The following is a 16,305-nucleotide window of genomic DNA, read 5'->3' as shown; positions in this document are numbered from 1 at the left end:
TCAAACCCCGGTTTTAATGGCCCGTTTGGCCAATATGCGTTGTGAGATCAAGCGTGCGGTGGCGAAGTTCTCCTGCAGAAGCTCGTCGTCCTCGTAAAAAATGTCGTACTGCTGTTCAATCTGCATCATCAGGTTGACCAGCAGCACCGAGTCCACGCCGGCATCCTCTAGCGGGGCGTCCCCATTCAATTCCTCCGTAAGCTCCGGTCTGGAGGTCAAATCGGCCACCCGGTCAATCACGAATTGAACGATATCCTGTTCATTCACGTTCATCATCATATCCATCCTTTTCTATGATCTTAAGATTTGGTTTCCATTTGGGCGATGTGCTCCCCCTTGAGGGCGTGGATGAAATCGACTAAAGAACCGACCGTTTGGAAAACGGCAGGGTCCAGCTCCTCCTCGGGCACAGTTACGTTGAACACTTCCTCGATGTATACCACCAATTGGAGTACCATGATCGAATCTACGTTTAGGTCTTCGTACAGCCGATCTTCCTCTTTAATGGTGTCCGGGAGAGAGAGCTCCAATTGTTCGGACATGAGCTGCCTCAATTGAGATACCGTTTGTTCCTTATCCATGAATACCATACTCCTCTTCTACCAATTGTTTTCGCATAACCTTTCCTGTACTCGTCTTCGGAATGTCCTCCGTAAAAGCAATAAAGCCTGGAACTTTATACGCAGGCAGAAACCGCGCGCACCACCTCTTCACCTCCTCCTGAGACAGCGCATCGCTCTTCCGAATGATTCGAGCTTTGACAGCTTCCCCCCAGACGGGATGCGGAGCCTTGTGCACGACAGCTTCCTGAACGCCGCCCAGCCTCTGAATGACATCCTCCACCTCGGAGGGAGCTACCTTCAGTCCTGACACATTAATCAGATCATCCATCCGGCACTGAACATGAAGCCTGCCGCTGAGCCAATATCCCATATCTCCGGTATGAATCCGGCGTCCGCCTGTGGCAATGATTATTTCATCCGGCTGTTCCCGTGTTCCGGGCCTTTCAATTGCCATATGCTCCAGAATCATCCCGACATCCGTAGAATCGGAGGGCCGGTCGCCAAGCGAGATGCAGCCCGCCTCAGAGCATCCGTATTGCTGGATCACCTCCACACCTGCACCCGCAAGCCTGTTCAGCAGTTCTGCGGACATCGGGGAACCAGAGGATACCATCTTTCTAAGCAGCACCTTCTCTCTCATCAGGCTGAGCAGAATTTGAAAGAGGAAGGGCACCGCATACACCACATGGCGATCATGCTGCTGCATGAGATTCAGGGCGAACTTGGGGTTCTTCTCCGTCACGATAACCGGCTCGACTCCGCGCTTCAGTGCGGAAAGCGTGCCTGTGATGAATCCGAAGGAATGGGACACGGGCACCAGAATGATCGGTTGATCCTCCCCGCTGCCGGGCAGCAGCTTGTTGTAGGCCTCGATTTCCATTTGCACATGAGACCAGGGCCGTTCAACCAGCTTGGGAGCGCCGGTCGTGCCGGAGCTGAATTGAAGCAAGGACGGCTCCCCATCCATCCGATCCAGGCGTGAGTGTAGAGGGTGAAAGACGGCGTTGCCTCCTGCGTCGGTCAGCAGACCCGTACAGCCTGCGTCCTCGGCTTGACGGAGAGCGCTTTCAACTGGGGTGTCGCCATTGATCAGAAGCACTGAACCCTCATTCCTGATAATCAGCTCCGTGGCAGCCAGAATATTCGCCGGTTCCTTCATGCATACAGCTGTCCGCCGTTCCTTCCAAACAGAGGAACCCAATAATGCATATATCGCGTTTATTCGACGTTCCAGCTCATGCTGGTCATAATGTTCTTTATTAACAATGAACATGGGTTCTCCTTTCCTATGAGATTTTTTGACTTCTTTAGGTATTTTCGACACAGAGCGACGTTTTTCCTTCTCTTGTAGTCAGGATTACTGAAAAGAGACCCTTCCGGCTGAATCTTGCTCAGCTGAAAGGGTCCGCATGTTTCTGTTTACGCTTTTACTTAGCCAGATATTCGATGAACTTTATAAAGATAGCAGCTACTTCAGCGCGGGTGGCGGTGGCTTGGGGGGCAAAGATGTTGTCCGGCTTGCCTGATACAATTCCGATACCCTGCTGTGCACGAACGGCCTTCAACGCCCATGAGCTGATCTGACTCTCGTCCGCGAAGGATTTAGATTGGCTTTCAGGTATCTCATAGCCCTTGTACTTCATGTAATTGTACAGCATCACCAGCATCTGCTCGCGTGTCAACGGTGAATTGGGTTCGAACAGGTCTGCGTTTATACCGTTGACTATGCCGTTTTCGGCCGCCCACTCGACTGCCGACGTGTACCACTGCCCAGCCGGTACGTCGCTAAAGCGGGAATTCGTGTAGCCGGAGCGGTCTACGTTCTCAAGATTGGCCAGTACCTGCACATACATCGCACGCGTCATTGAGGTGCCCGGTGAGAACGTCGTGGACGTCGTGCCGTTGAAAAGAAGATATGTGTAGGCGGAGTTTACGTAGCTGTAGAACCAGTCGTCCATGTTGACATCCCTGAAAGGATTGCCAGACACCACGAGGAAGCCCAGCGGGGTGTCGTCATTGAGCACAAATTCCGTACCTTCATGGATGTTCAGCAACATGCCTTTGTCTAAGCCGGCACTCACGCCGCCTTGTATTGTCACTTCGGCGCTCTTGCCCGCCGGAAGGGTCACCTTACCTTTTGAGTCTATAGTCGTACCTTCGGGTACCTTAATCTTCGTCCCGCCCTTGGTCGCAATCTCGCCGCCGCCGGGCAGGGTGGTGTTGCCGTTCTTGTCCGTGACCGCGGGCTTATCCTTCGGTGTGCTGACTGTGTAGGTCGGCTTCAACGATCCAGTGACTGTCCCGGTGCTGGTATTGCCCGTATTGCCCGTATTGCTGGTATTGCCGGTATTGCCGGTATTGCCCGTACTGCCACCAGAAGGATTGGGTGCGCTCGTTTTTCTCTGCGCGAACATCCAATCAAAGACGTCAGTGTAGTCATTGTTCCACCTCGGCAACTTAGAGGACTGCGCCGTAGGTTTAAGGCTCCACTCCTTGTCGGAACCTACATTGGACAAAGTATCCGTGTAGCCTGAAATATTGTTCCACAGAACTGAAGCTTCCATCTCATGGCCGGAAGGAATCCAATTGGTTCCATTAACAGGTGCTTCCGCCTTTGTCCATTGGTCATAAGGCCAAACGAATATTTCATTTCTGTCGATGAACGTGTGCCTAGCGTTTTCCAATAGGGGCATTATATTCGCTATATAAGTATCCGCCCCTGTTTTTATTGTTGCAGAATCAGTTGTGTTAACGAATGACCAGTATGCAAAGTTTTTAAGAGTTTCGGCTTGTTTCGCGTTGATTGATGGTGGAAAAGACATGGGCGCTGCGGCTGCGAGCAAATCGGGATATGTCGTCAAGAAATTATTCGTATAAGCGGATCCCATAGAGAAGCCTGCCATGTAAATACGGCTTTGGTCAACAAGTCCCTTCCTTACGAGATCATCAATATAAGCCTTTAAGGTAGCGGGTGTTGCCTGAACGTTGTTTTGCGCCCGCAAAGCGATTATATGACTAGCGTATTTAGAGTTCTTCTCCATTTTTTTCATAAGCGCGGTGGCTCCGTTGGCGGACCTGATGGGCGCAAAGGTATCCCCGTCCTGTGTACCGCCGCGGGTAGAGCCGTGAGCATAGATGTAAAGGGGAAGCCCTTTTACCGGAACGCCGTTGCCGTCCTTATGAATATAGAGTCCATACTGCATCGCTTCCGCGTTGTCAATTTTGGGACCCACTTCAAATTTGTCGATGATTTCATTGACGGTACCTGACTGTGCGAAAGCTGACTTAACAATGGCAGCCTTGCCATCAAGCTTGATATCGCCACTAGATACAATGTTGTAATTCTGGATGGTGGATTTGGATGCTTCCAAAGTGGACTGTCCGCCGGTTAATGTCCAAAATTCCAATTCTACAACGATGTAGCGGCCTTTAGTTAGTCCAGCCTGGTAATCAGGAGAGTTCTGGTTCACACCCTTATACCCTCTGGGCCTAGGTTCGTCATTGACGTATACTCTACGGACGGTGCGATTGCCTTGATATGCCGGGTCACCGTTCAGCAGAGTATTCCTCGCCGAGACTGTAAACAGGTTTGAACTAAGGTCGGCACCCATAGCTTCATTTCCCGCACCTAGATCGATGATAACGGCTGTGGTAAATTCTCCGGTGGCAAAGTTATCGTTGTATACGATAAAGTTAAGTAACGTAGCGGCCGGATCGGGTTTGAATGTAACATGGATTACCTTGTCATCGGTGTTTACGTTTTTCAAGGTATACGTATTGTTTGCAATCTCTACAGGCGCTCCATTTACAGTTACGATATCCACGACATAACCGCTGATCGGAGTGAATGTAAAGGATTGGCTTCCGCCGTCAGCTACCCGAATCAAGCCGGATGGCGAGATGGTGCCGTTTAATCCTGCCGTGGCGTTAACGGGGTGCCTGGATACCGTGGAGCCCCCAAGCAGCAGCAAGCTATTCTTGAAGCTGTCAGAACTGCCATAACCCGCGTCGGGCTTACCTAAAGCGGATACCACCTCATAACGGTCATTCCCCGCACCCGTTGAGTTATTGATGTACACATCAAACGTAATCGGGGAATTGCTCGTGAACTCAATGGTTCTTCTAGGTATCTTCACTTCCGCGATATAACCGGTGTCCGTTCGTGTAACCGAACCGTCGCGGCCCGCAGCGGCTTGACCTGAGAAAATACCGCTTGCGCCAATGCGCCACTGGTTTGAGCCATTTTTTCCGTCACCGACATACAATTCTACGCTGTCGGTCATGTACTCAGTGCCAGGCGTGTGTCCGACGCATACATTCGGGTCGGTAACCACAACGCGTGCATACAGGAAGTCTTCGTCCCAAAATACTTTAGCTTTGCCGGTAGCCTTGGGGCCTATCTTCTGGTCGGGTGCGCTACTGTTGTTGATGTCAAACGCTGCAGCTTGTTCCCACAGTTTGTCGTTTGTGCCGAGTACAGGTGAACCGTATCCGGCAACAGGCCGATGGTTTGCTGCGGTCTGCGCGAACATCCAGTCAAAGACGTCAGTGTAGTCATTGTTCCAAGCCGGCAAGTTAGAGGACTGCGCTGTGGGCGCTATGCTCCAAGTCCCCATCGTTATGTCGTTGTAAAGAACCGCCGCTTCCACTTCGTGCGCCACTGAATCACTCAGGACAGGTGAATGTTTGGGATCCGGTTTCTGATTCGGCTGATCAAATTGATTGTAAGGCCATGTAAGAGCCTCATTGCTCTCAAAGCGCGAAGCTCTCGCGTTGATCATTTTCGGCATATTGGTGGTTATGAAGTTAGCGAGATTAGTCTGGTATACTCCAACGTTATACTCATTGATAAACATCCAATAGGCCAGGTTGGTGTGAAGGTAGTTGGCATTCGCGTTCGGTGAGCCGCTTACCGGAGACATAGGTGCGGCAGACGCAAAAAAGCCGGGATAAGCGTTAACTAAGCTGTTCGTATACTGACCGCCCCATGAGAAGCCCGCCGCGTAAATACGGTTAGGGTCTACTGCACCACTGGCAACCAGGTCATCTATAACCTTCTTAACATTGGCTGTGGAGGGAGTACTTGTGCCATTATAGGAAATATTCAGGATATGGCTGGCGTATTTCTCGGGGTATTTTTCCATTTTCTTCATCAGAGCGACCGAGCCATTGGCGGATTTCATAGCCGCTTTGGGGTCAGTTGCAGCGCTTGTGCCGCCGCGTCCCATGCCGTGGGTATAGACATACAGCGGCAAGCCCCGCGACACCTCACCGTTTCCATCCTTGTGAAGGTAGAGCGCGCGATTGACCGAATTGCCCGTAGGTGCTGTAAATTGGTCAAGGATCGGATTCACAACTTTTTCCTGTTCAAAAACCACGTAGTTAAGCGGTTCCCCTTCTGTCAGTACGAGCTCGCCGTTTTGGACGACGCTGTAAACCTGTTTTGTTGAGTTCATATTGCCATCCAGCGTTATATTGCCGCCGCTCTCTGAATAGAACTCGAACTCAACTACGATGTAACGGCCGCGTTCCAGTCCGTCCTGATAATCCGGTGAACGGCTTACCGTCCCCAAATAGCCGCGTACCTTCGGTTCGTCATTGGCGTATACCCTAGTGATCTTGCGCGTCCCTTCAAAGGATACCGATTCGCCGTTCAGGGTCGTGTTCCTGGCCGAGACGGTAAACAAGTCCGGATTAAGCTTGGAGCCTTCCGCCGCCTTCCCTTCGCCTAAGTCAATGATGACAGCCGTCGTGTACTCGCCGCGGGCGAAGTTGTCATTCCATACAATAAAGGGGAGCAACTCCGCGGTCGAATCATTTTTGAATGTCACTTGAAGGGTATGGTTAGCGGCAACATTTGAAAAGGTATAAGTGCCATCATCGGATAGAGCAACGTCCTCTCCGTCTACCTTTATGGTATCTACCATTTTGCCGTGATCGGGAATAACCGTAAAGGTTTGGTCTGAGCCGCCAGCTAATCTCAGAACATTGCCGGGTGCGTTCGGCGTTATCCGGCCGCCGGATTCCGCCGTGGCGGTGATTGAGAATCTGTCGTCCGCTCCACTAGCGGCAATGAGATTCAGGCTGTTTGTAAAAGAAGCAGCATTGTTGTAAGCCGCGTCCGGAGTTCCGAAACTGGAAACGACTTCATAGCGGTCACCGCCCTTTTCCGACGAGTTATTGATATAAACTTCAAAGGTAAACGGGCCTGCCTGCAAGTTCAAGGTTCTTTTAGGTATTCTCATCTCCACGATATATCCTGTGTCCGTGATCTTAGTCCACGCAGCTCTGCCCGGAGCGTTTTGCCCTGAAAACACGCCCGCCGCGCTGATGCGCCATTGATTCGCGCCTTGGGTTCCAGGGCCCGCATAAAACTCCAGGCCGTCGTACTGATAATCATTGCCGGGTCCCTGATATAGATTGCTGTCCTCCACGACTATACGGGCATACAGGTAGTCTTGGTCCCAAAGGATCCTGGCTGTGCCTGTGGAATGGGGCCTGGGGTCGCCGGGCACAGTGCTTTTGTTGATGAGATGCTCCATTGTCAGGGCCCACAGCGGGTCGTCTGACCCGAGTTCGGGAGTTCCATAAATGGCGGTCGGCGTTTCATTTGTCTGCAGGCTTGTAAGAGCTGTAGAACTGCTGTCGCCATTAAGTGCTTCTGTATACTCGTTGTTGTCAGTGGCGGCGGCAAAGCTGGTAGGCATTAGTGACGCCACCATTAGCAAGCAACAGAGGAACGCGAGCACTCTGCCAAATCGTTTTGACATCATTGAAAATCCTCCTTTTTTTCGATCCGTGCGCCTACGGCTTACCCATATCTTAAACACCAAGGCTTCAACAGCTTGCTTCATCGTAGCGGATATAATAGCGCTTTCATAATTTCCTCCTCCGTAAATTTGTTGTTATTCAACCTATGCAGAATTTTACAATTTATTCAAATATCAATCTACAGTGTTGTTATCGAATACCCATTGGAACAGGAAGAGTACGCGACCTTGATGGGAAAGGAAAGCTCGAACGCATATGCATTCTAGAACCCTATCGGAAATTTGGAGTTGGGAAAAAATAATAAACTCTTTAGAAGAAATTTCAAGGGGGAAGGGACTTTGGCAGGTCAAATTGCATGGACAATCACAAGCAAGGGGATTCTACGAGAAATTAGGTTACAGTGCAAACTCTGAGGAATTTATGGAAGATGGAATTCCGCATTATCTGTTGATAAAAGATTTATTATCGAAATGATGCTTTTATTAACACTCTCACTAAAAAAAATAACTCGAAAGAATATATTTTTTGCCAGAACTCTGATTAACGTTGTACTCTTGTTCATGGCATTCATTTTCAAGGGACCCTTAGTTATAGGAACTGCACTGGCTGTCTGCTTCAGTGGGGCCATTTTAAATGTTTTTATGCCATGCACTGCTTTTATCAAAACTTCAATTGATCAAAAATCTTAACGAAGATTTTCGCAATGTTCTTGGCATCGTCGATACCTCTATGGTGGGTACCTTCAAGTGGCAGCTTCAGCATCGTCAAGGCTATCTCCATGCCCACGCCCCGCTCCTTGCCAATCATCCTCCCGTGCTGATGCTTGAGACTGATATGGTTATTCGTCCATTCACTTGCGATTTGATGAAGTGCGCAATCCTTCTGCAACTGGTTTTTATCATAGAACCCCCAGGAGCAGAGGACATGGGCTTCATTGCCTATCCACTCTTGAAATTGACGGATTGCCTGCGGAAAGTACACTGCAGCATCCACATCCGCCTGGGAGATGGAGGTAAGCTGCTTACAAAAATCAGAAAGCTGTGGGCTTAATGAAGGCTTGACAAAAATTTGGAATTCGCTCACAGTCTTCAGCTTTTCATTAAGCTTTACGGCTCCGATCTCAATAATTTCGTTTTGCCTTTTGCGGTCATTCTCCCAACAGGTGGCTTCTAAATCAAAAATGATGTAGTTCATATATGCTCCTTTTCATTGTTTATTTCACCTTCAGTTCATATTATGACAATGATGAATCGATAGACCCATCGCTCCGGGACTATGTCTTTTGTTATACTTCCAAGTGAGGTTTCAAACTTCTATCATCTAGCATCGGAATATAAACCACACAGAGGAGCAAAGTCATGAACTTTTTCAAAAAGCTGTTTGGCGGCAATACAATGGGCAAATCGGAAGACGGTACCACCATTTATGGTTATGACGCTCCGGATGAGCGGCAAATTACACCTCCCTCCAATATTTTGTACATGGAAGATTTAAACGAACATTTCAATCGGGTCTTTCCCAACCGTGAAACCGGCGTGTTCCATGAACTGATTTCAGATATCATACATATTGATGTGAATATTATGGAGGCTACACCTGATGAGCCATACCGGGTGCTGTACACCAATGGGATGAGCGATCTGCCGATGACACTCCCGCAGGAGATCCGTGAAGAGTACAAGCATCTGGAACGCGCGGAGCTGATGATGTTTTTGCCGGCAGACTGGCCGCTTTCGCAGGAGGATTTTGAAGCGGAGGAGAACTACTGGCCCATCCGGCTAATGAAGATGCTTGCCCGGTTCCCGCATATGTATCAGACCTGGCTTGGATACGGCCATACGATCCCCAACACTGAGGATTACGAGCCATATGCGGCTAACACGGAGCTGTCCGGCGTGATCCTGTTTGCTCTGCCGGAAGAGGTTAGCACCGTCCATACGAAGGATGGTAATCAGGTGCAGGTTTATTTCCTGGTTCCTTTATATCAGGAGGAAATGGAGTTCAAGCTGAAGACCGGTATGGACGAACTGGTAGCCAAGCTGTCTGAGCTTGCAGAGGATTTCCTTGTTCTGAATCCGAATAGACATAACGCTTGTAAATAACCGTCTTCCTCTTGTTCTTTCAGGCCTCCCGCCTGGTATCCTCTTCCCAAGAACGGTAGTAATCAATTTTCCCCCGCAGAATATCCAAAGTCTGATGAATCGTTTGAGCCTGCTCGATTAATTTGCGCTCATGCTCTTCCAGAAGTTTTCTGCGCTCTGGAATGCCCTCATTGCCAAGCCGCATCATATCAGCGAACTGTTGCATAAGTGCAATCGGCATTCCTGTAGTCCTAAGCTTTGCGAGTAATACGATCCATTCAAAATCATGCTCCCGATAAATCCGATGACCATTCCCGGCACGGGGGATGGGGTCCATCAGACCGATCCTTTCGTAATAACGGAGGGTATGTACGCTTAACCCCGTCATCTCAGCTGCCTGCTGAATGGTCAGCTCTTTACCAGTCATAACGAGTATGCTCCTTTCAACATTAGTTTAATTGATCAAGCTGTTCTGAGCTAATTTGTAGCTTAAGTGCCCCCAAATTTTCTTCCAATTGCGTTAGACCGCTTGCAGCAACAATGGGAAGAGCTCTCGGGTGCTTGTGCAGCATCCAAGCCAGGACAAGCTGATTCGGTGTCACTCCCAGCTCTCCGGCAACCTTCCTTAGAGTATCCAATCGGGTCATCTGATCCTCTCTCCGGTAGGCATCGGGCAGGACAGCTTCCTTATTGTTGTATAGGCCTCCAAGGAGGGGAGAATATGCCAAGAGCGTAAAATCGTCGTGTTGACTGCAGTAAGCAAGTAAGTCCTCATCCGCACTGACCTGCACTCCGAAATCCGCATCCGCTCTAGGCTGCAAATACGTATGTCGCTGCTGGAGGCAGCAATAGGACTCCCACCCTTTTGATTTACTAATCGCCTTGGCCTCAAGGAGCCTGGAAAACCGGTAATTACTGCAGCCTATAGCTCTTACTTTACCAGCTTTGACCAAGGAATCAAAGGTCTCCAAGGTTTCTTCAAGTTCAGTTTCGTTATCGTCTACATGAGCATAATATAAATCTACATAATCTGTTCCAAGCCTCAGTAAGCTTTCGTCAATTGCCTTCTCAACCGCTTGACGGCCTAAGCCTTCCATTTTTTCGCTTTTCGGCACTACCGGTTTTGCTCCCACTTTGGTGGCTACAATGATCTGATGTCTGTTTTTTCTTTCTTTCATCCATTCGCCAAGCAAAGACTCACTTTCTCCGCCAACACAGCCTTCGTTCCATATCGCATAATTATTGGCTGTATCCAGAAAGTTTCCCCCTGCCTCCAAAAAATGATCAAGCAGCTGGAAAGAGGTTTTCTTGTCGGTTCGTGATCCGAAATTCAGACAGCCTAAAGAATAAGCACTTACCAGCATTCCTGTATTCCCCAACGGATATTGTTTCACACGATTTCCTCCCTATAACAAATTGAATGAACTTCTACTTTTTTGCATCGTACGTGACCAGTATAAAAGTTTAAGTGCACTCTAAGTCAATACTGTTCATCCATTTTCCATCCCCTCTTCCCCTTCGGTCCATAATTTAAGCCGAAGACTCAAGGATGGACCGGGCGACCGGATCACAGCTTGGCGGTATTCCCCGTTCCGGTTGCCGCAGTGTTCTTCCTCTACCTCGAAGGAGCAGCCGGTTGCACTAACTGTATAGCGGAACGGGCCAAGTGCAACATTTACGGCGTGCGGCTCCGCCGTTATCGTGCTCCATTCCTGTCCATTGCCGCAGAGCAGGGGGACCTGATAAAGAATTGGCCCCGAATCCAGCTCGTCAAGCTCGGCAGCAATCTCCAAACCATCCTCCGACAAAGCGTATCGCTCCGTCACCCGCCCGTCTTCCGGCAGACCCTGACCGTGATAGGTGATCCTGAACTCCACGACGCCGCTGTCTTGCCGGATGACCTGAAGCTCATGCTCCAGCCCGCCGCTCAGATCTGCCAGATAACCCGCTGTCCCGTCCCGCCGCTCCCAGCGCGGACCAATCGCAGCGTTCAGAGACCGGACCCCTTCGGGCAACCGGTATTCAGGCTCGGCACACAGCGGGCTGGACAACGCCAGTTCCGCAGGAACACCCTGACGGTGATATCTTCCCAGACCCGTGGAGTCGTAATGGTGATCGGCGGCAGTGTCCAATTGCACGGATTGGCCTCCGGCAGCGGCAAACACTTTGTGGAAGTGCTCCGAGGTCGCCAGCACATATCCCCCGCATTCGGCAGGACAAGGCTCTTCGGCAATATCATCCTCCGCGAACAGATAGGCCATATAAGCGAAGCTGCCTAGCGTAATCATATACTTGTCATAATACGCGTAGGATTCCGTCCCGTAACCGGAACGGATATTATAGTAGTTTTTGACATGGCGCGGCGGCGTAATATCACGGACGAAGCGCAGGATAGCCTGCGCCGACAGTCTGGCACTTCGTTTGAAAGCGCCGGCCAGCTTGAGCCTGCCTTCCCGCCGATACCGCGCGGCTTCAAATTCCCCGCACGCCGCCGCCAGCGCTTCATTGAACTGGAACTGGCTGCTGCGTCCTCCGAAAGGAAACTGGCCGGCAGCGGATTGCATGAACAAGGTCATCATTCCGCCGGCCGCCAGCTTGTGGTTCAACTCTTCATGAAACGCTCCACGATATCCGGCCGCCAATATCAGCTGAATGTGGCAGCGGGCCGCCAGATCGTACAACAGCGGACAGCCCGGGTCCATATACATTCTGTTCCCGTCGAATTTCTGCAACTGCACCGGCCAATGATTGGCTAAATAACCGGCGGCGTTTGTCATTCCCTCCGTTTCGCGCAAATACTCGCCGGCCATGTTGTAAATATTGATATTGTGCAGCCGTTCAAGCCCGGAAACGGAAGCCAGCGTATACACATAATTGACCGCAGGCTCAATGCGGGTTAATTCATTTTTCCATTTCACTGACTGTTCTGCGGAAACATGCGGCTTCATCGCCTTATAGGCCAGCAGCAGCTCCTTGGTACTGAAATCGACCATCTGATTGCCCGTCGTTCGCGGCAGTTCCCGGCAGCCCGTGTCCATCATGCTCTCCCATAGCGGATAAAGTTCAAGCTTGCGTCCGCCCGCCATCAACCCTGCCAGAACAGAGACCACGCGGCAATAGGTCTGGAGATCCTCTGGACACCCCTGCGGGTCCTTCCCCCAGCTCTTATCTGCCTGCTCCAGCCCGTATTCCTGAATCGACCATTCCATCAGATCCAGATAGATATCCTTGGAGAAACCGGTTGGCTTGAAAGCCGCCGGCCGCTTCAGCGCGTCGATATATGCATACAGACCGGCGCCGGACAGCGGCTGCAACTCACTTAATGGACTCATTACCTTTGGCTCAACTCCTTGCCTGTTTCTTTGGTAGACCTAGCCCTTCAGCGAACCGATCATCACGCCTTTGACAAAATATTTCTGAATGAACGGGTACACGCATAAAATGGGAAGCGTCGCCACGACAATCAGGGAGTACTTCAGCACAGCCGCCGCCTGAGCTTTGGCCACCTGCAGTTCAGGGTCCATAATCATGCTGACATCGACCTGGTTCATGATCAGAATCTCCCGCAAAATAATTTGCAGCGGGTACAGCGAGCGGTCATTCAGATACATGAGAGCATTGAAATAGGCGTTCCAGTGGCCCACCGCCGAGAACAGCGTGATGACCGCGATGACGGCTTTGGACAGCGGCAGCACGAAGGAGAAGAAAAAGCGCGCATCGCTGCAGCCGTCGATGCTGGTCGCTTCGATCAGTTCTCCCGGAATGGATGACTGGATAAAGGTTCGCGCGATGATCATGTTGTATACGGAAAGCGCGCCCGGAAGCACCATCACCCACATGGTGTTGATCAGATGGAGGTCTTTCATTAATATATAGAACGGAATCAGGCCGCCGCTGAAAAACATCGTGAACGTGAACAGAAACATAAAGCCGCCTCTGCCCTTCAGCCCTGGTCTGGAAAGCGCGTAAGCGCAGGTCATAACGACAGTGACATTCACCAGCGTTCCCAGAACGGTATACAGAAACGTGTTGCCGTAAGCTCTGAGGATATCTTTGTTTTTGAATACAGCTTCATAACCTTCCAGACTGAAATCGACAGGCCAGAGCAGAACCTGGCCGGACGATACGGCATTGCCTGAAGAGAAGGAAGCCGAAAGCACGTAAATAAGCGGATAGGACACAGCGATTAAAATAAAAGTCAAAATAAAGCCGGAAATGATGTAGTACACTTTATCCGAAGCCGGGTGCGTTGAAAATTTGGTCAGGCTCATTGCCGGTCTCCCTCCTTACCACAGGCTGGTATTGCTGAATTTCTTGGCGGCGTAGTTCACCATAATCAACAGTACAAAGTTAATGAGTGAATTAAACAACCCAATCGCAGTCGCAAACGAGAAATCGCCCGAGCCGATCGTCAATCCTACCTTATATACATAAGTGGAGATGACTTCGCTTTTCGAAATATTCAATTCATTCTGCATGAGGAACACTTTCTCGAATCCAACTTCCATGATATTTCCGACCGCCAGGATCAGCATGATGGTAGCCGTAGGCAAAATGGACGGAAAATCGATATGCCGCACCCGCTGCAGACGCGAAGCGCCGTCGATTTGAGCAGCCTCGTGCAAATGCTCGTCAACGGAAGACAAGGCAGCGATGTAAATGATGCTGCTCCAGCCGATGCCCTGCCATATGCCGGACCAGACATACAAGTGCTGGAAAGCGCCCGGATTGGCAAAGGCATCCGCCAGTAATTCACCGCTAAAGAACATATACAGCGCTCCAAAAGCACCGGTACGCGGATTGAATAGCTGAACTAACATGCCGACGATGACAACCGTTGAAATAAAATGCGGCATATAAGAAACGGATTGTACGATTTTTTTGAATTTCTGCCCCGTAAACGAATTAAGCACCAGGGCAAACAGAATCGGCAAAGGAAAGGAAATCAGCAAGCTGTAAACGGACAGGCTAATGGTATTCCAAATCAGGGTTGTAAACTGATAGGAATCGAAGAAGCGGCTGAAATTGTCCAATCCGATCCATTCGCTGCCCCAGATTCCCAGATTGAAATTGTAGTTTTTGAAGGCAATCTGAACGCCTGCCATCGGCACATAAGCAAAAATGATGATGTACACGGTGGCCGGAAGGAGAAACAGGTACAGCTGCCAGCTCGGCAGAACTTCTTTTTTCAGCCAATTGAGTACAGATCCTCGCATGGCTACTTCGACCGGTCATAGGCGGCTTGAGTGACTTCCAAATACTGCTCAATCCCCATTTTATTCAGCTCGGCAATGTAATCGTCCCACTGTGACAACGGACGGTTGCCGGTGATAAAGGCCACGGCGCTTTCATTCACGTAGTTGTCGATAGCCGTTTTGCTGTTGGCGATTTGCTTCAACTCTTCCGGCAGATAGCCCAGCTTGACGATGACTTCTTCCGGAAAAGCCGGTACATACCCTTCTTCAAATGCAGGTCTCCAGTTGGGCAGTGCATCGTCCGCATCCTTCTTTAGATTGGATACCGTTTTCCCCAGTTCCAGCGAACGGTAAGCGGGATTGGCATCGTTCCAGTGTTTATTCTGCGGGTTGTTCCAAATGGACGGATTCAGCTCAGCCACGGCTGCAGGTACTCCCTCCAATGCTTCAAACGGGCCGACATACTCGGCCACAACGGCTGGATCATCGCTCCAGTCAACGCCCTTCTCGCCGTACCGGCTTACGATAGACAGCTCAGGGTCCAGCATATAATCGCCGACCTTGAAGGCAAGCTCCGGGTCCTTCGCATCCTTCGTGATGAACCACAACTGGGTTGGCAGGGAGGGACTGTACGGAGTCGCCGCCAGACCCGAAGGACCTTTGACCGGAGGCAGCAGCGTCATTTTATTGTCCAGCTCCGGGCCGAATGTACTGTAGCTGCCGGCCGTAACAACACCAGCCATCCCGCCCGGCACGTTGATAAGCGCCTTCATCTGGGTTTCATCCTGGGTGAAGGACAAGGGCGAGAACAGGCCTTCCTTCACGAGCTTGTTCATGAACGCCAGCCCTTCCTTCCATTCCGGTTGAGTAAAAGCCGGGAAGATCCGGCCATCTTTCACATTCATATAGCTCTTGCCCGGATCGGCGTAAATAAAGGCATTCATCAAATAGACGCGCGGGTTCTGCGACCAGCCGTTCAGTGAGCCGACAAAACCGACTTCGTCCTTCTTGCCGTTTCCGTTCGGGTCCTGCTCTACAAACGCTTTCAGGACAGTATACAGGTCATCTGTCGTTTTCGGCATGTCCAGCTTCAGCCTCTCCAGCCATTCGCTGTTGATCCAGGCCCGGTTGGAGCCTTCATTCCATTTCTGCGGGGCGTATCTTGGCAGTGCGTACACCTTGCCATCGGGCAGTTTCATCGAGCTGCGAACGAATTCTTTCTCCGGTATTTTATTGAAATTGACAGCGAGCTCCGGATTATTCAAATAATCGTCCTGGGGAATGAACACGCCTTTGGCAGCATAATCGAAGACTGTCGATTCATTTAAATAAATGTTGACGACATCCGGCAGTTCTGCTCCTGAGGAGACCATCAGCGACAGCTTGGTCAACGCTTCGTCCACTTGGCTGGGCAGCTCCAGAAACTTGAGATCGACGTTCATCGCATCTTCCACAAGCTTCGTATAATGGTTCGTTTCATAGTCCTCTACATTCGGATTAGCCTGAACGGCAACCGTAATGACGGGGCGTCCTCCCTCTCCGCTCTCGTTCGCCTGTTGATTGCCTTGCGAGCAAGCCGAGAGCAGCGCACCCAGCATAGGAAGAACTAGCAATCCTGCTGATAGCGTCTTTCGTTCTTTACTGATCTGTTGGGTCAAACGGTATTCCTCCCTTTTGGGATCGTGTGATCCACAA

General features: G+C 50.5%; 12 protein-coding genes and 1 pseudogene. 2 read left to right on the top strand and 11 right to left on the bottom strand.

Annotation, left to right across the window (positions count from 1 at the left end; all coding sequences use genetic code 11):
* From MKX63_RS29170 to MKX63_RS29155, 4 genes are all read right to left on the bottom strand, one after another.
* On the bottom strand, positions 1 to 273 hold the full coding sequence (locus tag MKX63_RS29170) for an acyl carrier protein (protein ID WP_341022118.1): 273 nt from the start codon (positions 271 to 273) through the stop codon (positions 1 to 3).
* A gap of 26 nt (positions 274 to 299) precedes the next feature.
* Entirely contained in the window at positions 300 to 581 is a 282-nt protein-coding gene (locus MKX63_RS29165) for a phosphopantetheine-binding protein (RefSeq protein ID WP_341022116.1), read from the bottom strand.
* Positions 574 to 1,722: an AMP-binding protein gene (locus MKX63_RS29160; protein ID WP_341022114.1), complete on the bottom strand. Its 1,149-nt coding sequence runs from the start codon at positions 1,720 to 1,722 to the stop codon at positions 574 to 576. The genes MKX63_RS29165 and MKX63_RS29160 overlap by 8 nt, the downstream gene beginning before the upstream one ends.
* A gap of 268 nt (positions 1,723 to 1,990) precedes the next feature.
* Positions 1,991 to 7,417, bottom strand: coding sequence for a sugar-binding protein (locus MKX63_RS29155; protein ID WP_341022113.1), 5,427 nt, complete (start codon positions 7,415 to 7,417; stop codon positions 1,991 to 1,993).
* A gap of 116 nt (positions 7,418 to 7,533) precedes the next feature.
* Between MKX63_RS29155 and MKX63_RS29150 the strand changes: the two are divergent.
* Positions 7,534 to 7,808: pseudogene (locus tag MKX63_RS29150) on the top strand (GNAT family N-acetyltransferase); the annotation flags it as partial.
* Between the two features lie 186 nt (positions 7,809 to 7,994).
* Here MKX63_RS29150 and MKX63_RS29145 read toward each other — a convergent pair.
* Entirely contained in the window at positions 7,995 to 8,528 is a 534-nt protein-coding gene (locus MKX63_RS29145) for a 3'-5' exonuclease (protein ID WP_341022112.1), read from the bottom strand.
* Between the two features lie 164 nt (positions 8,529 to 8,692).
* On the opposite strand from MKX63_RS29145, the gene MKX63_RS29140 reads away from it, so the two are divergent.
* Positions 8,693 to 9,436: a suppressor of fused domain protein gene (locus tag MKX63_RS29140; protein ID WP_341022110.1), complete on the top strand. Its 744-nt coding sequence runs from the start codon at positions 8,693 to 8,695 to the stop codon at positions 9,434 to 9,436.
* A gap of 19 nt (positions 9,437 to 9,455) precedes the next feature.
* Here the strand turns inward: MKX63_RS29140 and MKX63_RS29135 are convergent, their stop codons facing one another.
* From MKX63_RS29135 to MKX63_RS29110, 6 genes are all read right to left on the bottom strand, one after another.
* Positions 9,456 to 9,842, bottom strand: coding sequence for a MerR family transcriptional regulator (locus MKX63_RS29135; RefSeq protein ID WP_341022109.1), 387 nt, complete (start codon positions 9,840 to 9,842; stop codon positions 9,456 to 9,458).
* Between the two features lie 22 nt (positions 9,843 to 9,864).
* Positions 9,865 to 10,809, bottom strand: a complete 945-nt coding sequence (locus tag MKX63_RS29130; protein WP_341022108.1) for an aldo/keto reductase — start codon at positions 10,807 to 10,809, stop codon at positions 9,865 to 9,867.
* Positions 10,810 to 10,905: 96 nt separating this feature from the next.
* Positions 10,906 to 12,747, bottom strand: a complete 1,842-nt coding sequence (locus MKX63_RS29125) for a hypothetical protein (protein WP_341022107.1) — start codon at positions 12,745 to 12,747, stop codon at positions 10,906 to 10,908.
* A gap of 39 nt (positions 12,748 to 12,786) precedes the next feature.
* Positions 12,787 to 13,686, bottom strand: coding sequence for a carbohydrate ABC transporter permease (locus MKX63_RS29120; protein WP_341022106.1), 900 nt, complete (start codon positions 13,684 to 13,686; stop codon positions 12,787 to 12,789).
* Positions 13,687 to 13,701: 15 nt separating this feature from the next.
* Positions 13,702 to 14,631: an ABC transporter permease gene (locus tag MKX63_RS29115; protein ID WP_341022105.1), complete on the bottom strand. Its 930-nt coding sequence runs from the start codon at positions 14,629 to 14,631 to the stop codon at positions 13,702 to 13,704.
* 2 nt (positions 14,632 to 14,633) lie between these two features.
* Positions 14,634 to 16,268, bottom strand: a complete 1,635-nt coding sequence (locus tag MKX63_RS29110) for a hypothetical protein (RefSeq protein WP_341022104.1) — start codon at positions 16,266 to 16,268, stop codon at positions 14,634 to 14,636.
* Between the last annotated feature and the right edge of the window lie 37 nt (positions 16,269 to 16,305).

The sequence above is a fragment of the Paenibacillus sp. FSL R7-0179 genome, from assembly GCF_038002265.1.
Classification (GTDB): domain Bacteria; phylum Bacillota; class Bacilli; order Paenibacillales; family Paenibacillaceae; genus Paenibacillus_AQ.
This window is presented reverse-complemented; position numbering and strand designations above follow the sequence as displayed.